This window comes from Leeuwenhoekiella polynyae (assembly GCF_004104075.1).
Taxonomy (GTDB): domain Bacteria; phylum Bacteroidota; class Bacteroidia; order Flavobacteriales; family Flavobacteriaceae; genus Leeuwenhoekiella; species Leeuwenhoekiella polynyae.
This window is the reverse complement of record NZ_QOVK01000003.1, coordinates 131,911-153,700: the sequence shown is the minus strand read 5'-3', so window position 1 is coordinate 153,700 and position 21,790 is coordinate 131,911. Positions and strand designations below refer to the sequence as shown.

21 protein-coding genes are annotated in these 21,790 nt (G+C 38.0%); 10 read left to right on the top strand and 11 right to left on the bottom strand.

The window, feature by feature from the left end:
• Position 1: 1 nt before the first annotated feature.
• Positions 2-781, bottom strand: coding sequence for a zinc ribbon domain-containing protein (locus DSM02_RS05840; protein ID WP_128762520.1), 780 nt, complete (start codon positions 779-781; stop codon positions 2-4).
• A 1-nt stretch (position 782) separates the two neighbouring features.
• Complete coding sequence (locus DSM02_RS05835; protein WP_128764751.1) at positions 783-1,877, bottom strand: Nif3-like dinuclear metal center hexameric protein; 1,095 nt, start codon at positions 1,875-1,877, stop codon at positions 783-785.
• Positions 1,878-2,054: 177 nt separating this feature from the next.
• On the opposite strand from DSM02_RS05835, the gene lpxK reads away from it, so the two are divergent.
• A complete protein-coding gene (lpxK, locus tag DSM02_RS05830) occupies positions 2,055-3,068 on the top strand; it encodes a tetraacyldisaccharide 4'-kinase (RefSeq protein WP_240673986.1) in 1,014 nt (337 codons plus the stop codon).
• On the opposite strand, the gene DSM02_RS05825 is transcribed toward lpxK, so the two are convergent.
• The 3 genes from DSM02_RS05825 to lipA all read right to left on the bottom strand — a co-directional run bounded on the left by DSM02_RS05825 (position 3,065) and on the right by lipA (position 7,222).
• Positions 3,065-5,179 carry a response regulator gene (locus tag DSM02_RS05825; protein WP_240673985.1) on the bottom strand — a complete coding sequence of 705 codons (2,115 nt, stop codon included), beginning with the start codon at positions 5,177-5,179 and terminating at the stop codon, positions 3,065-3,067. The genes lpxK and DSM02_RS05825 overlap by 4 nt on opposite strands.
• A gap of 163 nt (positions 5,180-5,342) precedes the next feature.
• A complete protein-coding gene (gap, locus tag DSM02_RS05820) occupies positions 5,343-6,338 on the bottom strand; it encodes a type I glyceraldehyde-3-phosphate dehydrogenase (protein WP_128762518.1) in 996 nt (331 codons plus the stop codon).
• Between the two features lie 11 nt (positions 6,339-6,349).
• The gene (gene lipA, locus DSM02_RS05815) at positions 6,350-7,222 is read right to left on the bottom strand and encodes a lipoyl synthase (RefSeq protein WP_128762517.1); all 873 of its coding nucleotides are present in this window, start codon (positions 7,220-7,222) and stop codon (positions 6,350-6,352) included.
• Positions 7,223-7,545: 323 nt separating this feature from the next.
• On the opposite strand from lipA, the gene DSM02_RS05810 reads away from it, so the two are divergent.
• Positions 7,546-7,746 (top strand): DUF1328 domain-containing protein, encoded by a 201-nt coding sequence (locus DSM02_RS05810; RefSeq protein WP_240673984.1) that lies wholly within the window; start codon positions 7,546-7,548, stop codon positions 7,744-7,746.
• 105 nt (positions 7,747-7,851) lie between these two features.
• Positions 7,852-9,246 carry a hypothetical protein gene (locus DSM02_RS05805; RefSeq protein WP_128764750.1) on the top strand — a complete coding sequence of 465 codons (1,395 nt, stop codon included), beginning with the start codon at positions 7,852-7,854 and terminating at the stop codon, positions 9,244-9,246.
• Here DSM02_RS05805 and DSM02_RS05800 read toward each other — a convergent pair.
• Both DSM02_RS05800 and DSM02_RS05795 read right to left on the bottom strand, forming a co-directional pair.
• A complete protein-coding gene (locus DSM02_RS05800) occupies positions 9,236-10,444 on the bottom strand; it encodes an MDR family MFS transporter (protein ID WP_128764749.1) in 1,209 nt (402 codons plus the stop codon). The two genes, DSM02_RS05805 and DSM02_RS05800, sit on opposite strands and share 11 nt — an antisense overlap.
• Positions 10,445-10,664: 220 nt before the next feature.
• Positions 10,665-11,720 carry an SRPBCC family protein gene (locus DSM02_RS05795; RefSeq protein ID WP_128764748.1) on the bottom strand — a complete coding sequence of 352 codons (1,056 nt, stop codon included), beginning with the start codon at positions 11,718-11,720 and terminating at the stop codon, positions 10,665-10,667.
• A gap of 318 nt (positions 11,721-12,038) precedes the next feature.
• Between DSM02_RS05795 and DSM02_RS05785 the strand changes: the two genes are divergently transcribed.
• The 5 genes from DSM02_RS05785 (at position 12,039) to yaaA (ending at position 16,783) form a co-directional block, all read left to right on the top strand.
• Positions 12,039-12,425, top strand: a complete 387-nt coding sequence (locus tag DSM02_RS05785) for a pyrophosphohydrolase domain-containing protein (protein ID WP_128764747.1) — start codon at positions 12,039-12,041, stop codon at positions 12,423-12,425.
• A gap of 61 nt (positions 12,426-12,486) precedes the next feature.
• Positions 12,487-14,361 carry an ABC-F family ATP-binding cassette domain-containing protein gene (locus tag DSM02_RS05780; RefSeq protein WP_128764889.1) on the top strand — a complete coding sequence of 625 codons (1,875 nt, stop codon included), beginning with the start codon at positions 12,487-12,489 and terminating at the stop codon, positions 14,359-14,361.
• A 6-nt stretch (positions 14,362-14,367) separates the two neighbouring features.
• A complete protein-coding gene (locus DSM02_RS05775; protein WP_128764746.1) occupies positions 14,368-15,138 on the top strand; it encodes an O-methyltransferase in 771 nt (256 codons plus the stop codon).
• An 84-nt stretch (positions 15,139-15,222) separates the two neighbouring features.
• Entirely contained in the window at positions 15,223-15,918 is a 696-nt protein-coding gene (locus DSM02_RS05770) for an ABC transporter ATP-binding protein (protein ID WP_128762509.1), read from the top strand.
• A 100-nt stretch (positions 15,919-16,018) separates the two neighbouring features.
• Positions 16,019-16,783, top strand: coding sequence for a peroxide stress protein YaaA (yaaA, locus tag DSM02_RS05765; protein WP_128764745.1), 765 nt, complete (start codon positions 16,019-16,021; stop codon positions 16,781-16,783).
• Positions 16,784-16,787: 4 nt separating this feature from the next.
• On the opposite strand, the gene DSM02_RS20715 is transcribed toward yaaA, so the two are convergent.
• The 3 genes from DSM02_RS20715 to DSM02_RS05750 form a co-directional block, all read right to left on the bottom strand.
• Positions 16,788-16,976 (bottom strand): 30S ribosomal protein THX, encoded by a 189-nt coding sequence (locus tag DSM02_RS20715; RefSeq protein WP_128762507.1) that lies wholly within the window; start codon positions 16,974-16,976, stop codon positions 16,788-16,790.
• 147 nt (positions 16,977-17,123) lie between these two features.
• Positions 17,124-18,056, bottom strand: coding sequence for a peptidylprolyl isomerase (locus DSM02_RS05755; RefSeq protein ID WP_128764744.1), 933 nt, complete (start codon positions 18,054-18,056; stop codon positions 17,124-17,126).
• 177 nt (positions 18,057-18,233) lie between these two features.
• The gene (locus DSM02_RS05750; protein WP_128764743.1) at positions 18,234-19,304 is read right to left on the bottom strand and encodes a branched-chain amino acid aminotransferase; all 1,071 of its coding nucleotides are present in this window, start codon (positions 19,302-19,304) and stop codon (positions 18,234-18,236) included.
• Between the two features lie 104 nt (positions 19,305-19,408).
• Between DSM02_RS05750 and DSM02_RS05745 the strand changes: the two genes are divergently transcribed.
• Positions 19,409-19,921 (top strand): DUF4920 domain-containing protein, encoded by a 513-nt coding sequence (locus tag DSM02_RS05745; RefSeq protein ID WP_128764742.1) that lies wholly within the window; start codon positions 19,409-19,411, stop codon positions 19,919-19,921.
• Between the two features lies 1 nt (position 19,922).
• The gene (gene mnmD / locus DSM02_RS05740) at positions 19,923-20,603 is read left to right on the top strand and encodes a tRNA (5-methylaminomethyl-2-thiouridine)(34)-methyltransferase MnmD (protein WP_128764741.1); all 681 of its coding nucleotides are present in this window, start codon (positions 19,923-19,925) and stop codon (positions 20,601-20,603) included.
• A 75-nt stretch (positions 20,604-20,678) separates the two neighbouring features.
• Here mnmD and DSM02_RS05735 read toward each other — a convergent pair whose 3' ends face one another.
• On the bottom strand, positions 20,679-21,749 hold the full coding sequence (locus DSM02_RS05735; RefSeq protein WP_128764740.1) for a putative type IX sorting system protein PorV2: 1,071 nt from the start codon (positions 21,747-21,749) through the stop codon (positions 20,679-20,681).
• Between the last annotated feature and the right edge of the window lie 41 nt (positions 21,750-21,790).

Here is a 21,790-nt window from a genome sequence, read left to right as displayed (position 1 = left end):
CTTAGATCTTAGAGAAAATCGATTCCATTTTTTGTTGTTCTTCTTTAGCCAACTCTTCGTCAACTAAAATACGGCCACTATGCTCATCTGTGATGATCTTTTTACGACCGGCAATCTCAACTTGAACCTGTGGTGGGATTGTGAAGAAAGAACCTCCTGAAGCTCCACGCTCTATTGCAACAACAGCAAGACCGTTACGCACGTTAGAACGAATACGCTTGTAGGCTTTAACAAGGCGCTCATCGATTTGATCTTCGTAGCTTTCTCCTTTTGCAAGAAGCGCTTGCTCTTCTTTTTCGGTTTCTGCTAAGATCTCATCAAGTTCTTCTTTCTTATGTTTCAAGTGCTTTTTGCGCTCTTCTACACGTTCTTTAGTAGTATTGATAACTTCGTTTTTCTGCTCTATTTGAGCACGAAATTCTCTGATGTTCTTTTCAGCAAGTTGAATTTCTAATTCCTGAAATTCGATTTCTTTACTTAGTGAGTTGTATTCTCTGTTGTTACGCACATTTTTTTGCTGCTCAGTATATTTCTTGATAGCGGCTTTTGCGTCTTCAATAAGAATTTTCTTAGCTTTTATCTGATCGTCGATCAAGCTAAGCTCACCTCCTAATTTTTCAAGTCGGGTATTTAATCCTGCAACTTCATCTTCAAGATCTTCTACTTCTAAAGGAAGCTCACCACGCACGTTGCGTATGGTATCAACACGAGAGTGTATCAGCTGCAAATCATATAATGCTCTGAGTTTCTCTTCTACAGTTGCTTCGGTCTTTTTTGCCATATTATAAATACTTAATAGGATTGGTGTTTTCGTCTGATAAAACGACTGCGAAATTAGTAAATTTTTTCGTAAGAAAGTCGGTCAAAATATTTTTTGTGAATTGCTCACTCTCATAGTGGCCAATATCTGCAAGAATCAATTGATCTTCAGCTTGATAAAACTGATGGTATTTAAGGTCTGCGGTAATAAATGCATCGGCACCGGCTCTAAGCGCAGCATTAATTGCAAAACTCCCGCTTCCGCCTAAAACAGCAACTTTTTTAACAGACTTGTTGCATAAAGCAGAATGTCTAATCCCTTTTGCATTAAAAGCTTTTTTAACCACATTCAGGAAATCTAATTCTTCTAGAGGAGTGGTTAATTCGCCTATCATACCCATCCCAATATTTTGATTCTGATTATCTAAGGTTGTGATTTCATAAGCGACTTCCTCATAAGAATGTGCGTTGAAGAGTGCTTTTAAAACAGCTGATTCTAAACGCGCTTCAAACGTAATATGAAGCTGAACTTCTTTTTCTGTATGTAATTCCAGGCGATTACCAATTGTGGGGTTGCTTTCTTCGTTACCCCTAAATGTGCCTTTGCCTTTAGTGCTAAAACTGCATTGCTCATAGTTTCCTATGTTACCTGCGCCGGCTTTAAACAAAGCTTCTCGTACGGAGATGACTTCATTTTTAGGTACATAAGTAATTAGTTTTTTTATTGCGTTTGATCTAGGGATTAAAATTTTTCTGTTTTCCAGATTCAAAGCATCACACATCCCTTTGCTTACACCGTGCGGCATATTATCTAAAGCGGTATGAATCGCATAGATCGCGATATCATTTTTAATGGCTTTAAGTATTACGCGCTCCACATAATTTTTACCCGTAATTTTTTTGAGTCCGCTAAAAACTATGGGATGAAAACTCACGATCAGATTGCAGTTTTTGGCAATAGCTTCATCAATTGTGTTTTCGAGCGTGTCGAGTGTCACTAAGACACCGCTAACTTCAGTGCTTTTGCTTCCTACAAGTAAACCTACGTTGTCAAAATCTTCTGCATAAGCGAGTGGGGCAAACTCTTCGAGAGCTGAAATGATATCTTTAATGATCATAAACAAATTAATTTTAAGGCTGTAAAGTTAACTAAAGCCTCGTGTCTTACCACCCCTTTTTATAAGTTCCAGTATTCTTGATCAGGCAAAGCCGAAATAAATTAGGAGCTATTATTTAGTCATTAGTCTGAAACTCTGCGTGTGGGTCTTTAGTCTAAAAATTATACCTTCGGTGCTGTGAAAAAATTGCGTAAAATACTCTGGCCTTTTTCGGTGCCCTATGACGGTGTCACACGTCTGCGTAATTATTTTTTTAATACGAAGATTTTTGATTCTCAGGAATATGACTTCCCGGTTATAGGAATAGGAAATCTTTCTGTAGGAGGAACCGGGAAATCGCCTATGACCGAGTATGTTCTGAATTTACTTAAGGATACGCATAAGCTGGCAACCTTAAGTAGAGGCTACGGAAGAGTAACAAAAGGATATTATGATGTAACACCAGATTCTTTAGCTTCTGAAGTGGGTGATGAACCTTTGCAATTTGCCCGAAAGTTTAAAGCTGTTCAAGTCGCAGTTTGTGAAAGTAGGGTAGAAGGAGTGTTGAATTTACGAAGTAAAAGTATTAAGCCAGAAGTCATTGTTTTAGACGATGTTTTTCAGCATAGAAAGGTAAAACCCGGATTGTTGATTATGCTTACCGCTTATAATGATCTTTTTTATAAAGACTTGATTTTACCTGCCGGAAACTTACGCGAATCAAGAGCTGGTGCAGATCGGGCAGATATTATTGTGGTAACTAAATGTCCTGAGGAATTAAGCCTTGATCAGCAACAGCAGATTAAACATAGAATTAAAGCGTATTCTGAAGCTCCGGTCTTTTTTGCAGCAATAGCCTACGATTCTTTGCGAAGAGAATCAGGAGTAGTATCTTTTAATACATTGCTTGAGAAAGAAGTGGCCGTAGTTACCGGGATTGCAAAACCCAAACCATTTTTAGATTATCTCAATCAGAAAGAGGTCAAGTATACCCATATTGAATTCGGTGATCATCATAATTTTACAGATGCTGAATTGGCGGATTTAGATCAGCAAAATATAATAATTACTACAGAGAAAGATTACGTGCGTCTTCGTGGGAAGTTGAAAAAAGCAGCATTGTACTATATTCCAATTTCTTTTAAGTTACTCTATGAGCAAGCTGATTTTGATGAGAAAATCAAAGATTTTGTGAAGTCTAAAGAAGTCTAAAGAATTACGTTTTTACGCTTAAGAGCGTTGTGTATCTTAAAGAAGAATTCTTCAACCTTATATGGTTTTGGGATAATATCGTTAAAGCCTGCCAGATAAAAATCATCTATATTTTCATCGATTGTTACCGCTGTTAGTGCGAGAATAGGCACATCTTTATTGAATTCTCTAATCTTTTGAGTAGCTTCAATGCCGCTTATTCCGGGCATGTGAATATCCATTAGTACCAGATCAAAATTCTCAAAACGAACTTTTTCTATCGCGATCTCACCATTGTCTGCTACTTCGCATTCCATCTCGTTTTTCTCAAGAATTTTACGAGTAATCATCTGGTTGATCTTATTGTCTTCAACAACCAGGAGTTTTCTGCCTTTTAGGGCATCATAATCAATTTCGTACACGCGTTCTTCGGGTTCGTTATTTTTAGATTTTGCCAATCCGTATTTAATGTCAAAAAAGAATTTAGACCCTTTTCCCAGGGTGCTTTCCAGTTCAATATTACTTTTCTGCAACGTAAGAAGGCGCTTAACAATAGATAGTCCCAGCCCGGTACCTCCAAACTTTCTATTGATCTGTACAGAGCCTTGTGTGAAATTCTGAAAGATATCTTTTTGCTTCTTCTTGCTAATTCCCTCGCCGGTATCTTCTACTTCAAAATGCAAGTAGGTTTGAGTTTCGTTGCGGCTTAATTGTTTGATTCTTATAAATATATTGCCATCACGGGTGAATTTGTTTCCGTTTCCGATAAGGTTTATAAGAATTTGAGAAATCATAAGTGGATCTCCAATGATCTGCTCAGGAATTTCATTATCGTATTCTAGATTCAGTTTGTTGCCTTTTTCTTCAGCAGAACGTTCTAAAGCAAATAGCACATCATCTACGCGTTTACGAAGGTTGAAAGTTGCCTGTTCTACTTCAACTTTATCTGCTTCCAGCTTGTTAAGGTCGAGTATGTTATTGATGAGTGAGAGTAAATATTCTCCAGAAAACTTAAGAGAGTCAAGATGTTTCTTTTGTTCTTCAGTAGGATTTTCACTCAATAATAAATGGGTAAGTCCGGTAACGGCGTACATAGGAGTACGCAACTCGTGCGTGATGGTAGATAAGAATTGAGCTTTTACAACAGAAGCTTTTTCAGCATTTTCTTTAGCAATAACTAATTCGGCATTTTTAGCTTGAAGTAACTCGTTTGCTTTTGCTCTCAGGTTGTTGTTTTTGTAAAGGGAAAGTGCTAATAAACAAAGGATTGTAAAGAGCGCAATTATAAGAACCGTTGTTATTTTATTAGCTTGTACACGTTTGCCCGGGTCAAAATCCCTAGGATTAATACTTGACAGTAACGCGTTTCTAATGGTGGCATTTTTAGTTTCAGAATTGGGCTCACCAAAGTAGATTTGTTTTTTCTGATTGTAAAGAGCCAGATTGTTGTATGCCTTCTCATAATCTTGGATTTTATTATAGATCTTGCTCAGGAGAGCCAAGGCATCAACTTCAAGTTGTGGGAGGTTATTGCTAAGGCTTATATCATATGCATAGTTTGCAAACTCTAAACTTTTTGTAAACTGATTTAGATTATAATTAACCCGACCTTCTTGCAGATTTACCCGTCCTAGTAAATAGTAGTTTTTAGTTTTGACTTTTTGAAGAATAGAAAGTGCTTCTTGATACTTGAGCAATGCTTCCTGATCGTTTCTAAGCTCTTGTAATATGTTCCCTTCGTATAGATATGTCGTTGCAAGTAAGGTTCTGGAATCGTCATCCCTTGTATTTGAAAATATGAGTTCTGCGTTTTCAAGAAAGGGCAGTGCATTTTCGCTATTCCCTGTTTTTATGAGAATCTGACTATAGATTAAATAGTCTTGACCAAGATTATTGAGTTCTTGAAGTTGTTGGTGAATCTTTATTGCATTTAAAATGTAGTTTCCTGCAAATTCAATTTCACCGCGTTCAAAATAAATTTTACCCAACAGCTGATTACTGATGGCTAAGCTGCTGCTATTTTGTGATTTCTGAGATAAAGATTCTGCTTCTTTAAATTTATTAACCGCCTCATCAAAGTTTGCTTGATCCATTGCCATAGCTCCCTTCAATAGCAATGAATCAATTTTCATATTTTGTGCATTTTCAGTTCTTCTTGATTTCTGACTGAAACCAAGGACTGAAAAAAAAAGCAAAAAGACGACAAGTAGTTTTCTGTCGAGCGGCATTATTGTTTTCATTGAATTACTAATATAGCCACTTTGCTGAAATAACGATAAAAAACTATTGAAATATTTAAGATATTTTTAGAATAAGATCAATAAGTCTTGAAGAGTAACCGGTCTCATTATCATACCACCCTATGAGTTTCACCAAGTTACCGATCACTGAAGTCATTTGACCGTCAACGATACACGAATGTTCATTTCCTACAATATCTATAGAAACTAAAGGAACGGTAGTATATTGAAGAATTCCTTTTAAAGATCCCTCTGAAGCTTTTTGAAAAGCATTGTTGATTTCTTCAATTGTAGTTTCACGTTCTACATTTAGTGTAACATCAGTAAGAGATCCATTAGGGACTGGTACACGTATGCCACAGCCTCCTATGACATCACCAAGATCTGGGAATATTTTAGTTAAGGCTTTTGCAGCACCCGTTGTAGTGGGTACGATAGATTGACCGGCAGCACGAGCTCTTCTGAGGTCAGGATGTGGTTGATCGTGCAAGCTTTGGTCTGTGGTATAGGAGTGCACGGTAGTAATATAGGCTTGTTTAATTCCGCAGAGATCTTTAACCACTTTTATCATTGGAGCTGCATTATTAGTGGTGCAACTCGCGTTAGAAATGATTTGCTCATCACCCGTTATCAAATCTTCATTAACACCCATAACAATGGTTTTAATGCGATCATCTGCAGGAGGAACACTCAAAATAACTTTTGAAGCTCCTGCGGCTAAATGCCCTTTTAAAGAATCAAAAGTCTTGAATTTACCTGTCGCTTCAACTACAAGATCTAATTTGTGATCACTCCATGGGATGTTTTGGGGCTCACTTTCCTGATACAATTTAATGCGGGAATTATTTAGGATTAAGAAACCTTCTGCAAAATTTACTTCGGCATTAAAAATACCATGTATACTATCGTATTTAAGAAGGTGTGCGAGAGTTGCACCATCTGCTTTGTCATTAACAGCTACAACTTCAATAGAAGGATGCTCAGCTAAAAGACGAAAAAGTCTTCTGCCTATGCGTCCAAAACCGTTTATGCCGATTTTGATTTTAGCCATTTTATTAAGTGCTAGTTGATGTGTTTCTGAGCCTTGTATGAGGAGCGTACCAATGCGCTGCTTTCAACGTGACGGAAGCCCATTTCTAAGCCTAATACCTCATATTTTTTAAACTGATCTGGCGTGATAAACTGCTTAACTTCCAAATGCTTTTTAGAAGGTTGTAGATATTGACCTATGGTTACCACATCTACATCAGCATCTCTCAAGTCACGCATGGTTTGAAGAACTTCTTCTTCTGTTTCGCCAAGACCCAGCATAATTCCAGATTTTGTTCTTCTGATGCCTTGCTGTTTCAGATATTTTAAAACACTTAAACTGCGCTCATATTGCGCTTGAATACGCACTTCGCGGGTAAGACGCTTAACGGTTTCCATATTGTGAGAAACCACTTCTGGAGAAACCTCAACGATGCGATCTATATTGCGCTCATTTCCCTGAAAATCTGGAATAAGCGTTTCAAGTGTAGTTTCAGGATTCATACGTCTGATAGCTTTTACCGTTTCAGCCCACATAATTGAACCCATATCTTTAAGATCATCACGATCTACAGATGTAACTACTGCATGTTTAATCCCCATTAATTTAATAGACCGCGCCACTTTCTCAGGTTCTTCCCAGTCTAAAGTGTCGGGTCTTCCCGTCTTTACGCCACAAAATCCACAAGAACGGGTGCAAACATTTCCTAAGATCATAAATGTAGCCGTACCCTCGCTCCAGCATTCTCCCATATTGGGGCAGCTTCCTGAAGTACAAATAGTATGTAAATCATACTTATCTACAAGACTTCTTAATTCGGTATATTTTTTTCCTGTTGGTAATTTAACCCGCAACCATTTAGGTTTTGGGGTGCGAACAGGAGCTATAGTGGTTTCGGTATTCATTCCAATTTTTTTGCGATGTAAAGATACAAACTGTATGACAAATAGCAGCTGTAATCTAAGCAACTACGCATGTGCTTTAGTTGAGTCGTAAAAGCTTTAAAATCTTACTCGATAATCGAGATTTAAATGCTCCTAGCCTTGCCTTGAAGTCCATAGCTGTTTCCTTTTCATTCCTTACTGGTTTGCTTTAAAGCTGCTTACTTTCTGAACTCGTTAACATATTTAGACTGTTATCGTTAAAAATATAGTAATTAGGATTTTGTTGGGATAAGAGCCCTGATTATCAGACTACTTTTACACCAGTTAATAATTTAAAAAATACTATGATGAAACGATTTACTCTTCCTTTTTTGATAATAGCAGTTGTAGCAGGAATATATGGTTTTGGAGGTTTTGATCTTTGGGCAACAGAAGCAGCACGTATTATATTTCTAATAGCTGCAGACCTTTTTGTAGTTTCATTGTTTGCTAAATTCTTATTCAAGAAAAATCCTAAACAAATCGCACAACGTGTAGAATCATAAAAATTACACTCTTTCACCCTTATATTTAAAACTGCTTTAATACAAAGCAGTTTTTTTATTGCCTAAATTGTAGCACAATTATTGTAGTATTTTTTATAAAAACCTATGCAAAAAGTTATATTGTTCGTTTTGTTGCTTACTTCTTCACTGGTATTTTGTCAAGAAACTTTATTAAGAGGTCTTGTTTCAGAGACAAGAGTTACAAGCGATACACTCGATGTTCCTTATTCAATTTTTTTACCGAGAAATTATTCAACAGATAGACCTGAAAAAGTTTTGTTTGTCTTTGATCCGAGTGGTGAAGGTACTCGTGCGGCACGTCTTTTCGTTTCAAGTATAGATGGTCAGGATTTTGTAGTTGTTGCGAACAATAAGCCGTTGTATAATGATTTAGACAGTCTTGATGTAAATGCAAATATTGCTGTGCAGATTATGAAAGATGTTTTTTTAAAAGTCGCCATAAATAAAAATGAGGTCTATATGGCTGGACTAAAAAGTGGGGCTCAGGTCGCTAGCGCTGTTTCTTATATAATAACCGGTTCTAAAAATTTGCTTCTTGTAGATGATGTGTTTTATGCCAATCAATACTTGCAACGATCTAAAAGAAATACGGTGATGGGTGTAGTAGGTGAAGCTTCTGCAAATTACTATCAGATGGAAGATTATTTTGATATGATGCGCACTTTTGATAGTGATAATACTTTATATGAATATAGTGATACGAATACTTGGCCTAGCGCAGCATTTTTAGGAACATTAATCAACAGGCTTTCGCATCTCAACGCTGAGCGTCTTGATTTAGAGGTGCCCGACACTATCTGGCAAAAACATGCTAAGTTTGATTTAAATACCACGAGAAATCTGATTGAACAAGAAGAGTATCTTACTGCTTATGATTTGGTTACCGATATAAAAAGTGATTACAGGGGGAATGTAGATCTAGGCCCTATAAGAGATTTGCAACGTTCGCTAAGACGTTCAGATGCTTATAAATCTGCAAAGCGGAAAAATAAATCAGGTAATCTTGAAGAGGTCTTGCTCCTGGATGATGTCTCATACTTTTTAGAAGAAGACATCGCATTAGCTAACTTTGAGAATTTAGGATATTGGGATAGTAGAATCAATGACTTTAAACTAGCAGCTAAAAATTCCCTGAAACCTAAAGAACAGAAAGTCGCAAAACGTATGCTGGGTTATTTAGATTATACGGTAAACGACTTTCTTACTTTAAATAGAGTAGGTCTTATCGATCAGCGTATTTTTTCTAATGTGCTAATGACTATGTTACATACTGATGATTATCAGTCGTATTTAGACATTATCAATCTTTCTGCTCAAGATGAAGATTATAATACTGCATATTTCTACTTAGAAGAATTGCTGAAACAAGGCTATACTTCTTACGATGTACTCTATGAAATTCCCAATACCGAGTTGCTAAAAATAAAGCCTATTTACAACGAGCTTATAAGTACCTATTTGGGTAAATCTAAATTTTAATCTTTAGACTTTTCTTTTTTACATAGAGCAGCAAGAGAATACCTGCTAAGCTGATTGCGACCATTACGAGCCAGGTTTTGTTATAACCGAAAGCGTTAACGAGTTGCATCCCGCTGTTATGGCCAAAAATATGAGCCAAAGAAAAGGACATGCTGTATAACCCCATATAAGCTCCTTGTCTTCCTAGCTTAGCACGACGTAAGGCAAAAGCATTGCCAAAGGGAAAAGCAATCATCTCACCCAATGTGACAACAATCATTCCGATGACCAAAAAGCCATTCCACCCCATTAAATAGAAAAAGCCGAAACTCAATGCGGTGAAGATAAAGCCACTAATAACATTTGCTATTTGATTCCATCCTTTACGCTCCATAAATGCAATTAATGGCATTTCAAATACAAAAATCAGTAAGCCGTTGAGTCCTAGTAAAAGCCCTATTTGAGATTCGGTTAAAAAACGAACTTCTTTATAGAAAACAGGAACAGTCGAAAAATACTGTACAAATACAACCCCAAACAAAGCCAGAGCAATAAGAAAAAGTATATAAAGACGGTCTTTATAAGGCGATAACGGATTTTCGATACGTTCTTCCTGATCGGTTTCTTTCGCTTTCTTTGGATTTAATGTCTGTATTAAAAGAATTCCCGCTAACATACACGTAATCCCATCTGCCCAAAAAAGGCCATAATAGCCGATGCTGGCAATGATAATTCCACCTAATGCAGGACCTGCAGAAAATCCCAAGTTTATTGCTAAACGAATTAACGTTAAAGAGCGGGTTTTATTCTCAGGCTTGCTGTAAGCGCTCAAGGCAACGAAAAAGGCAGGTCTAGACATATCGGCAAAAGCGATTAAGGCAAAAAAGCCTAAGCATACCGCCCAGAAACTGCTTATAAACTGAAGACCTAAAAAACCAATTCCGGTAGCAAGTAAACTTATTAAAATCGTTTTGTAGTAACCTAGTTTATCTGAAAGTATCCCACCTAGCCAAGAACCGAATAAAGATCCAAAACCAAAGCTTGTCATTACCCAGCCCACGTTACTTAAACTAAAGCCCAGGTCATCTCTTAGATAAAGCGACAGGAATGGGATTACCATCGCGCCGGCTCTGTTGACCAGAGTAATTAAAGCAAGCCACCAGACTTCTCTGGATAAACCTTTAAAAGTATTAAGATAAGTTTGTAGTAGTTTTTTCATTGATGTATAGGCATAAAAAAAGTCTGGTGATTTACCAGACTTGCGTTTTTATAAAATATATCTACTCTTACGAGTTATAACACAACAAGTCGGGTGGGGTCTTAAAGACCTTTAGCGAGCGATATGATGTGTAAATGGTTTTCATTGTATTTTTCTTAGTATAAAACTACTACAAAACTTTTGAAGCGAGCTTTTACATTTTTAAAAATTTCAAAATAATTTAAAGACTTTCGAGCGTCATTTGTTCTACCTGTACGGGTAAATATAGTTCGGTAACCCATTCTGCCGGATTAGGATTGTCTTCAGCTCCTATGACATAAATCTCAAAAGGATTGCTGTTTTCTGCTGGTTGGTAATTGTTTGAAGTCCTAAATGCCTCAGCTTTTTTCCAAGCAGCATTTAGGTTTTTTAAGTCTCCGGTTAGTGTGGTTTTTATTACAGTGTAAGAAGGCATAAACCCGCATAAAATAGAACTGTCTTCTGGTACAACAATACGAGAGGTTGTAGGTATTCCGCTAGAAATAATCGCACTATTATTGGTTTCATCTTTAGCATTGTAAATGCTTAAAGGTTTGCCTGAAATGGTAATGCTATTACCTTTCATAAAGCGTTTTACCTGCGGGATTAATTCTTTTACTTTATTTTCTGCAGTTTCAAGAGACGTTGAGGTCGTGGTGTACATATAGAATCCACCGCTATATTGGGTGATTTTAGCATCGCTTATCGAGAAAATTTCCATATCCTCTATAACACTTCTGGACAAGTTGCTCAACCCTTTTTCATACATGGTTTTCATTTCGGCATCAAAGTCAAAGCCGCTAAGTGTAAAATAGGCCTTATCCATTAATGGATGTTCGCCGCGCATTCCCCAGGTAACTTTTGTTCCTTCTTCAACTTCTTCAAACTGCCAGTATACGTTTGCGGTGCGTTCGCCACCAGGTGTTATAAAGGTAATATCCTGCTCAATGCGCTGATTGGGTATGACGGATGTGGTCCTGATAGCGCCGTCAGTTTCTTTTCCATCCCAGGAATAACTTGCGCCTTCACCCCTTGTGTTTTCAGGATAATTGAAAACCATTGTAGGATCTTCTTCCTTCCAAGGGCCCCATTTTTCCCAAGTTTTGTATTCATTGACCTTATCAAAAACTAAGCTCACAGGAGCTTTAATAATTTTTGATTCTTCAATTTCATAACTACCGTCTTTTGTGGCAAAATAGATAGCGCCTGCTATAAAAACGATTAGCAAAAGGAAGAATAGGTATTTTAATATTTTCATTTAGCAACAGGTTTAAGAGCTAATTTAACAATTTAATGCATACCATAAGAAATTCTTATAAAGAAGCTGGCGCGAATTCAATTATTTATTAAGAGTAATTTTTATTAAAAATAAAAGCCCTACAAAAACGAGAAAGCCTATCAAGATCCAGAAAGATCCTTTATATTCTTTTTTGTGAAGTTTACGGTCTTTGCGGTAACTTCTTGAGATAAAGATCACAAAAGCTATAAAGAAAACTGCTGCAAAAACCCACTGACCCGTAGTAAACATTTTAATGTATTTTTATTCAAAATTAAGTCTTTAATACAGAAAAATACGATGAAAAAACGATTAGCTGCAGTAACTGAATTCCATAACGCATTTGGCCTTGGGATAAATGAAGCTCCCAAAGCAGATTTAGGTGAGCAAAAGAATTTGTTGCGCTTCAATCTGATGAAAGAAGAAAATGAAGAGTATCTTGAAGCTGCCACTAACAATGATCTTACCGAAGTTGCAGATGCCCTGGGTGACATGTTATACATTTTATGCGGAACGATTTTAGAACATGGGATGCAATATAAAATAGAAGAGGTTTTTGACGAGATTCAACGTAGTAATATGAGTAAGCTAGGGGCAGACGGTAAACCCATTTATCGCAAAGACGGTAAAGTGCTTAAAGGGCCTTCTTATTTTAAACCCAATATCAAAGAAATTCTTGATAAGTAATCTGGTAGAATAAGATTTTTTTCTCCGTTTTTAAAGGCTAAATTCGCAGCCTATGAGCGCAATTAATTATGTTTCTGTAGAATCTATTTCTAAAGCCTTCGGCGAAAGGGTTCTGTTTGAAGATTTATCTTTTGGTATTAATGAAGGTCAAAAAATAGGGCTGGTCGCTAAAAACGGAACCGGAAAAACATCGATGCTTGATATTCTTGCCGGTGCCGAAAATCCCGATAGCGGACAAGTGATTTTCCGCAAGGGAATTAAAATAGCTTTTCTCCCTCAGGAGCCCGACCTGGATCCTAATCTTACCGTTGAAGAAACCATTTTTGACAGCGATAATGAGATACTCAAAGTCATTGCTGCTTATGAGCATGCGCTCGAGAATATGGGTGACGGTGATGCGTATCAGAAGGCTTTTGATCAGATGGAAGCATTTCAGGCGTGGGATTTCGAGACGCAGTATAAGCAAATACTATTTCAGCTGAAACTTGATGATCTTGATCGTAAAGTTGAAAAACTAAGCGGTGGTCAGAAAAAGCGTTTGGCACTTGCTAATATGTTGCTGAGTAAACCCGACCTGTTGATTCTTGATGAGCCCACTAACCATCTTGACCTTGAAATGATCGAGTGGTTAGAGCAGTTTTTTGCTAAAGAGAATTTCACCTTATTTATGGTTACACACGATCGCTATTTTTTAGAACGTGTCTGTAACGAAATTATAGAGCTGGAAGAAGGAAAACTATACAGTTATAAAGGTAATTATGCTTATTATTTGGAGAAAAGAGATGCGCGAATTGCCAACGAAGAGACTGAAACCGGTAAAGCAAAGCAGCTTTTTAAAAAAGAATTAGAGTGGATGCGTCGCCAGCCTAAAGCACGTACCACCAAGTCAAAATCAAGAATAGACGATTTTGCAGAGATCAAAGACCGTGCTTCAAAACGACGTAATGATCATGAGGTTCAGCTAGAGTTGAATATGGAACGTCTGGGGAGTAAAATAGTTGAGCTTCATAAGGTTTCAAAGTCGTTTAAAGATCGCGTGATTCTTGATAAATTTGATTATAATTTTCAGCGTGCAGACCGTATTGGAATCATCGGTAAAAACGGTACAGGTAAATCTACCTTTCTCAATATCCTAACAGAAAAAATGCCGCCGGATTCCGGAAAGCTTGTGATTGGAGAAACCATTCAATTTGGATATTATACTCAGAAAGGTATTCAGATCAAACCCGGGCAAAAGGTAATTGAAGTCATTAAGGAATTTGGAGATTATATTCCATTGAAAAAAGGGCGTCAGATTTCCGCAGGTCAGCTTTTAGAGCGTTTTCTTTTTGATCGAAAAAAACAATATGACTTTGTCGAGAAGCTAAGTGGGGGAGAGCGTAAGCGTTTGTATTTATGTACGGTGTTGATTCAGAATCCTAACTTTTTAATTCTGGATGAACCGACTAACGATCTGGATATTGTAACGTTAAATGTTCTGGAGAGTTTCCTGCTTGATTACCCAGGCTGTTTGATTGTGGTTTCTCACGACCGTTACTTTATGGATAAGATCGTAGATCACTTGTTTGTGTTTAGAGGTCAGGGAGTTGTGGAAGATTTCCCAGGAAATTATTCTGATTTTAGAGCTTATGATTCCGGACCGGCTGTTGTTCAGGACGAAGACCCTAAACCGAGCATAGAAAAGGAAACTAATAAAGAAAATTGGAAAATCGCTGCGAGTTCGTTGTCTTATAATGAGCAGAAAGAATACAACCGTTTGGAGCGTGATATTGCTAAAATGGAAAAGCAAAAAGAACAAAAGGAATCCGAATTTTTAAATCCGGATTTGTCTGGGGAAGAGATCAATAAACGCTCTATTGAACTTCAGGAGATTCAAGATAAAATAGACGAATTCACAGAACGCTGGTTTGAGCTGAGTGCTAAACAGGAAGGCTAATTACCCATGTGGTATTTGATCAAAGCATATCTTAAGTTCTTAAAAACAGCTACTAATCAGCATGGTGTTCACTCACCTTTTGTTTTTTCTTTTGTTACAAAATGTCTTTACGATCGTAAAAATTATACGGATTATTTACCTCTGCAAAATTACCGTAATGAATTACTGAAGAGTGATGAGGTTATTGAGGTGACTGATTTTGGGGCAGGTTCACGAGTTTTTAAATCCAATAAGCGTAAGGTTAAAGCCATTGCACAATTCGCCGGAGCAAGCTTTAAAAGAATGCAATTGCTCTATCGGGTAGTTTCTTATTTTAAACCGAAGTCCATGTTAGAGATAGGTACATCGCTCGGACTAGCCACATCAGCCTTAGCGCTTTCTAAAACGGGAAAGTTGACTACTTTAGAAGGTTGTCCTGAGACTTCTGAAATAGCTCGAAAACACTTGGTTCAATCTCATATTTCAAATGTTGAAATTATCAAGGGTGATTTTAGGGAAACCCTTTTACAGGTAGAGCAAAACGAATATGATCTAATTTATTTTGACGGAAATCACAGTAAAATAGCAACTCTGGAGTATTTTGAACAGCTATTACCAACTGCTCAAAATGATTCTGTATGGGTTTTTGATGATATATATTGGTCTGCTTCTATGACTGAGGCTTGGGAAACGATTAAGCAGCATCCTCAGGTGCAGGTAACGGTAGATTGTTTTTGGTTGGGTTTTGTATTCTTTAGGCAAGAGCAAGCCAAGGAGCATTTTAAAATTAGGCTCTAAAAAATGTAACTCAAACTGTATTTTGGCTACTCATTGTTCAAAATCAACTATCTTTTAGTGTTGATTTAAATTAGAGATCAGTTTATGAGCAGCCTTATTGATATTACAAATATTAAGCGTGATTTCCCGCTTGGAAATGAAATTGTACACGTTTTAAAAGGGATAGATTTACAGATTGATAAAGGGGAGTATGTAGCGATTATGGGGCCTTCGGGTTCTGGTAAGTCTACGTTGATGAACCTTTTGGGTTGCTTAGATACACCTACTTCGGGCACTTATATTTTAAATTCTCGTGATGTAAGCTCAATGACCGATGACGAACTTGCAGAGGTGCGTAATAAAGAAATCGGCTTTGTTTTTCAGACCTTTAATTTATTGCCGCGAACGACTGCTTTAGATAATGTAGCCTTGCCCATGGTGTATGCCGGGTATTCTAAACCGGAGCGTCACGCCAGAGCACAAGAAGTGTTGCAGGATGTAGGTCTTGCAGATCGCATGGATCATAAGCCCAATCAACTTTCAGGGGGGCAGCGTCAGCGTGTAGCTGTAGGACGCGCTTTGGTTAATAAACCCTCTATAATACTTGCTGATGAACCTACCGGAAACTTAGACTCTAAGACTTCGGTAGAAATCATGAGTCTTTTTGATGCCATTCACGCTGCCGGAAATACGGTGATCTTAGTAACGCACGAGGAAGATATCGCCGATCATGCACATCGTGTGATTCGCCTGCGTGACGGACTTATAGAAAGTGATGAACGTAAAGTTGTTGGAGTTTAATTTTTACCACCCAATTATCTATTGCGCTATTCCTAAAACTTATTAAAAGAACAGATTCAACAGCGCTGTAATGCTTATTTTTGGGGAAAAGAAATTTATAATGAAAGCAGTAGTTTCCCCGGCAAAATCACTTGATTTTGAATCAAAATTACCTACTACACGTAGTACACAGCCTCAATTTTTAGAGGAGGCTGATACGTTAAACAAAAAATTAGAGCGCAAGACTAAAGCTGAGATTGCTGAGCTGATGAGTATCAGTGATAAATTGGCTGATCTCAATTATCAGCGTTATAAAGAATTCTCTACTCCCTTTACAAAACAAAATGCACGTCCAGCAGTTTATGCTTTTAATGGTGATGTGTACACGGGGTTAGACGCCTACACTATTCCGACAGAAAAGTTAGATAAGCTTGAAGATACGCTGCGCATCCTTTCCGGTTTGTACGGAGTTTTAAAACCCTTTGACTTGATGCAAGCTTATCGCCTGGAAATGGGAACGAAATTGAAATCGGGTCGAACAGAGGATCTTTATGAATTCTGGGACGATAAGATTACTGAAGCTTTAAATGCAGAGCTTAAAGACGATGAGTTGTTTTTAAATCTAGCGAGTAACGAATATTTTAAATCGGTTAAACCTGAACAATTAAAAGTTCCTGTAATTACTCCGGTTTTTAAAGACTATAAAAACGGAAAGCTTAAAATAATCTCTTTTTATGCTAAAAAAGCCCGAGGTTCTATGGTGCGATACATTATAGATAAGGATGTAAAGACCATAGAAGAACTCAAGGGCTTTGATTATGACGGGTACGGCTTCAGTGAGCAATACTCTGATTTAGATAAAAACGAACTTGTATTTGTTCGTTAAACTATTAAGGTTTTTTATCAGCTAAACTTTTATCAGAGGTCGTTTTTCCGGCCTCTTTTGTTTTGGTAGCAGTTTGCTTAGTTGGTACATCAGCTGTTGTTGCGGCTCTTTTCTTATTTTTTCGAGATCTTAACTTACCGTAAGTACCTCGATGTATTTTTCCGCGTTTGGTTTTTTGATCTCCTTTTCCCATAATTTTTTGTTTTATTGGTTGTATTTTTAAGATAAGAAATTGAATACGGACGACCAAATCTCTTAAGTGTTTAAAAGTGAAGACATACTAAATAAGAAAAAGCCACCTGAAGAGGTGGCTTTAGTATTTCAATAGGTTTGTGTAACCTTATTTTACATCCATTAATTCTACATCAAATACAAGAATCGCATCTGGTGGAATCACACCGCCTGCACCGCGACTTCCGTATCCTAAATCAGAAGGGATTACAAAGCGCGCTTTGTCACCCACTTTTAATAGGCCAATACCTTCATCCCAACCCGCGATTACCTGACCTACACCTACCTGAAAATCCAAAGGCTGGTTTCTTTTATAAGAAGAGTCAAAAACGGTACCGTCAGCTAACTGACCTTTGTAGTGTACGGAAACTGTTTTGCCGGTTTCTGCTTTTTTACCGTTACCTTCTTGAATGATCTGGTAGCGCAATCCGCTTTTAGTTTCTTTAAAACCTTCACTTAGTTTGTTAAGAGCTTCTGCCTTTTTTGCACGCTCTTCTGCAATGCGTTTTTCACGAGCACCTTCAAATGTTCTAAAAGCTTCAACCGCATTAAAGTTTTGTGCTTCCTCTCCTTCACGAATGATTTCAAGGGTCTCAATCTGATCTCCCTGTGCGATTGCATCAACGATATCCTGCCCTTCAATTACGCTTCCAAAAACGGTATGCTTACCATCTAACCAAGGCGTAGCGGTGTGGGTAATAAAAAACTGACTTCCGTTTGTTCCCGGACCGGCGTTTGCCATAGAAAGTTTTCCTGGAGCATCATGCTTTAAGCTATCGTCAAACTCATCGTCAAACTGATATCCTGGGTTTCCGGTACCGGTGCCTTGTGGGCAACCCCCTTGAATCATAAAGTCTGGAATCACACGGTGAAATTTCAATCCGTCGTAATAAGGTGTTCCTTGTTTTTTAGCTGAATTTTCAAGATTCCCTTCGGCTAAAGCAACAAAGTTACCTACCGTTCCAGGTGTTTTCTCGTGTTCTAGTTTTACTAATATTTCACCTTTTGAAGTGTGAAACTTAGCATATATTCCGTCTTGCATGTCTTCGGTTTAAAAATGAGGTGCAAAAATACGTCTAAAGAATACAAACACAAAACCCTGAAGTAGACTTGCTGAAAACTAAAAAAGCATCTTGCAAATTAATGCAAGATGCTTTTGTTATATTGGGCACGGCCGAAGGGCTCGATATCCCGATACTTGCCTCGAAATAGTTTAAAATTATACCTCTAATACAGGTACTTCATAACGCCATCCGAAAGGATCTTCAGCGCGATTAGCCTGTAACTCGGTTAATTGTTTTTTAAGTTTTGTTGAATAAGCATCTTCCGGCTTAGGAAGGTCAAATTGTTTATCCTTATGTGTAAACCCAGAAATAGGAGAGATTACAGCGGCAGTACCTGCGCCAAACATTTCTTTTAAAGAACCGTTTTCGGCAGCTTCTACAATTTCTGAAACTTTTACCGGGCGTACTTCAACTTTGATCCCTTGGCTTTTTGCTAATTCGATCAAACTTTTACGGGTAATTCCGTCAAGAATACGATCGTTAGTAGGAGCAGTCAACAAGGTGTCGTTAACTCTAAAGAATACGTTCATCGTTCCGGCTTCTTCAAGGTATTCGTGCGTGTTGGCATCTGTCCATACCACTTGATTGTATCCTTTTTCTTTTGCAAGTTCAGTGGGATAAAATTGTGCCGCATAGTTACCAGCAGCTTTAGCAAAACCTACACCACCGTCAGCAGAACGGCTGTAATGGTCTGCAAACAGTACGCGCACTTCACCGCTGTAATACGCCTGAGCAGGTGCACAAATGATGATGAATTTGTATTCGGTAGCAGGAGAGGCAGAAACACCATTCTCTGTAGCAATCACAAACGGGCGAATGTAAAGCGAGTTGCTTTCTCCAGGTTTGATCCAGTCTTTGTCAAGATTTAAAAGTGTGTTTAGACCGTCAAAAAAATACGCTTTGTCAAAAGCAGGCATTGCAAGACGCTCACTTGATTTGTTGATACGGTTGAAGTTTTCTTCAGGGCGAAACATAAAAACGTCTCCGTTATCATCTTTGTAAGCTTTCATTCCTTCAAAAACAGCCTGACCATAATGAAAGACTTTAGCAGAAGGATCCATTTGTAGCGGGCCATAAGGAAGAATTTCTGGAGTTTGCCAAGCCCCGTTTTTATACTCACAAACAAACATATGATCTGTAAAGACGGTACCAAAAGCAAGGTTGCTAAAATCAACCTGGTCGATCTTAGATTTGCTAATCTTGGTTACTTTTAATGTATCTGTCATTTTTATCTAATTTATGAGTACAAATTTATCATTTTCTCAAAGTATGTAACCTCAAGAATTGATTAAATTTACAAGCTGCTCTGATATTTATAAAATTAAGCGTTATGAAACAGTTTTTTATTTTTACACTATTAGGATTGAGTATAATCTCCTGTAAAGAAACAGGTTCGCAACAGGAAGAGGTTGCGACTATTTCTGAAGTACCTACCGCTTCTGCATTGAATGTTTTTGGAGATGACTTCAAGAATGAAACAACACTTACTGCTTTTGAATTAGGTGATATCTACAAGAATCTTAAAGTGGGAGATACTGTTAACGTCACTTTTGAAGGTTCGGTAGAAGAAGTGTGCCAGGCAAAAGGCTGCTGGATGACCGTAGATGTTGGAGCTGCAGATCCTGTGATGGTTAAATTTAAAGATTATGGCTTTTTTGTGCCAAAAGATCTAATTGAGAAAAAGGTTGTAGTTCATGGCGAAGCTTTTATCAGTGAGACTTCTGTAGAAGAACAGCAGCATTATGCTGAAGACGGAGGTAAAAGTGAAGCTGAAATAGCAGCGATTACACTTCCTAAAAAGACGCTAGGTTTTACGGCAAGTGGCGTTAAAATCGAAGAGTAATTTGGAGCGCAAAATCGTAAGAACAGGTGACGGCTCAACTACCATACAGTTAGTTGAGTGGAATGAGCAATACCATTCTATGCACGGCGCGGTGCAGGAAGCGAGGCACGTATTTCTTAAAATGGGATTTGATTTTTTTCTCGAAAAGCATCCTGAAACTTCTCAGCTCGATATTCTGGAAATAGGTTTTGGTACGGGTTTGAATGCCTTACTTACGTTGATTCATGCTGAAAACAAACAACTTGTTATAAGCTATGAAGGAGTCGAAGCTTATCCTGTTTCTATGGAAGAAATACAGCAACTCAATTATCTGGAAGCTATAGAAGCTAAAAATTACGAAGATGTATTTAACAGCATGCATCAAACCGATTGGGAGGTTGCTGCTACAATCACTAAAAAATTTCAGCTAATAAAACGCCAGCAAATTTTTGAAACGATTACCGATAAGGATCAGCATAATCTGATTTACTTTGATGCTTTTGGCGCTCGTGTTCAACCCGAGCTTTGGGGCGAATCTATATTTGAGAAGATGCATGCAGCCTTAAAAGCAGACGGAGTTTTAGTAACCTATGCGGCTAAAGGCAGTGTGCGTCGTGCCATGCAGGCCGTAGGTTTTGCTGTAGAACGTTTACCCGGTCCACCCGGAAAACGAGAAATGCTTAGAGCTACAAAAGCGAATTAAAAGTTATAGATTTCTTATTCTGAGTTCGCTGTCACATTGAGCGCAGTCGAAATGTATTTAAAGATTAAACCGAGTCTACCGAAACAATTCCCAATCTAATTTTAAGGAGAAAATATTAGAGTAGATTGCAGCACTTTGGTCGCCAATATCAGTCAGGGCATAATCGATGTGGATGCCTTTGTATTGAAAGCCTACACCAATATTGGGTTGAAAACCGATTCGGTTGCTTCCGTCCAGTTGCATGATTTCCTGAAAGTTTCCAACGCCGGCTCTTAAAAAGACGATTCCGGTATACCCAAATTCAAATCCGGCTGCTGGTGTAGCGCTTACAGAAGCACTTGATAAAATGTCATTGGTTTGGGTAAAACGCATCAGCAAATCAACTTCAGCTTTTATCGTATAATCATAATGAATTTCCCAGTTGCGGGAAACGCCTAGTTGTAGTTTTGGGATGGTTATTTCTAAGGTCTCGGGCAGTTCTTGGTTTTGTCCTGCAACAGCATCCCGTATGGTAGCAAAGGCTTCTTCGTCAATTGCCCATGTATTTACAGAGGTAGTAATATCTCGCGCCATCAAACCAAAATTCCAGTTTCCACTCGAATATTGAATTCCAAAGTCAATCCCAAAACCCCAACTCGAAGCAAAATCACCGATGATTCTGCGTATAATTTTCGCATTAGCCCCAATATTCAAGCCTTGTACTGGCAATTCTCTGGCATATGAAACTGTAAATGCATAATCTGCAGTAGAAAAAAGGCTGATGCGATTGTAATCTATGTTTCCGTCAGCATCAATTAATTGGGTTGTATTTAAAATATCATCAACTCCAAAACGAATAAGCGAAACACCCAGCGTACTGCGGTCGTCTAGCGGTTTTGCAAAACCTGCATAATCGTAAAGCGCAATATTGGCAAAATAACTCGCGTGCATAAGAGCAAGTTGATTGTCCTCCAAGTTTACGAGTCCGGCAGGATTCCAGTAGCCGCTATTCACGTCATTAGTACTTGCAACTACAGCATTACCCATTGCTAAAGAAGCGGCGTCAACCCCAATATTTAAAAATTCATTAGAATATTTACGCACAGCTTGTGCTGTTACGGTTGTAGCGCTTAGCGATAAAAATAGTAAAAGTAGTACTCGTGTCAACCGGTTAAGTTTTTGGGGTAAAGTTGATTAAATACCTTGAG

Coding starts and splice junctions, on each gene's coding strand:
- DSM02_RS05840 (WP_128762520.1), bottom strand. CDS start 781: ATGGCAAAAAAGACCGAAGCAACTGTAGAAGAGAAACTCAGAGCATTA.
- DSM02_RS05835 (WP_128764751.1), bottom strand. CDS start 1,877: ATGATCATTAAAGATATCATTTCAGCTCTCGAAGAGTTTGCCCCACTC.
- DSM02_RS05825 (WP_240673985.1), bottom strand. CDS start 5,179: ATGAAAATTGATTCATTGCTATTGAAGGGAGCTATGGCAATGGATCAA.
- gap (WP_128762518.1), bottom strand. CDS start 6,338: ATGGCTAAAATCAAAATCGGCATAAACGGTTTTGGACGCATAGGCAGA.
- lipA (WP_128762517.1), bottom strand. CDS start 7,222: ATGAATACCGAAACCACTATAGCTCCTGTTCGCACCCCAAAACCTAAA.
- DSM02_RS05810 (WP_240673984.1), top strand. CDS start 7,546: ATGATGAAACGATTTACTCTTCCTTTTTTGATAATAGCAGTTGTAGCA.
- DSM02_RS05805 (WP_128764750.1), top strand. CDS start 7,852: ATGCAAAAAGTTATATTGTTCGTTTTGTTGCTTACTTCTTCACTGGTA.
- DSM02_RS05800 (WP_128764749.1), bottom strand. CDS start 10,444: ATGAAAAAACTACTACAAACTTATCTTAATACTTTTAAAGGTTTATCC.
- DSM02_RS05795 (WP_128764748.1), bottom strand. CDS start 11,720: ATGAAAATATTAAAATACCTATTCTTCCTTTTGCTAATCGTTTTTATA.
- DSM02_RS05785 (WP_128764747.1), top strand. CDS start 12,039: ATGAAAAAACGATTAGCTGCAGTAACTGAATTCCATAACGCATTTGGC.
- DSM02_RS05775 (WP_128764746.1), top strand. CDS start 14,368: ATGTGGTATTTGATCAAAGCATATCTTAAGTTCTTAAAAACAGCTACT.
- DSM02_RS05770 (WP_128762509.1), top strand. CDS start 15,223: ATGAGCAGCCTTATTGATATTACAAATATTAAGCGTGATTTCCCGCTT.
- yaaA (WP_128764745.1), top strand. CDS start 16,019: ATGAAAGCAGTAGTTTCCCCGGCAAAATCACTTGATTTTGAATCAAAA.
- DSM02_RS20715 (WP_128762507.1), bottom strand. CDS start 16,976: ATGGGAAAAGGAGATCAAAAAACCAAACGCGGAAAAATACATCGAGGT.
- DSM02_RS05755 (WP_128764744.1), bottom strand. CDS start 18,056: ATGCAAGACGGAATATATGCTAAGTTTCACACTTCAAAAGGTGAAATA.
- DSM02_RS05750 (WP_128764743.1), bottom strand. CDS start 19,304: ATGACAGATACATTAAAAGTAACCAAGATTAGCAAATCTAAGATCGAC.
- DSM02_RS05745 (WP_128764742.1), top strand. CDS start 19,409: ATGAAACAGTTTTTTATTTTTACACTATTAGGATTGAGTATAATCTCC.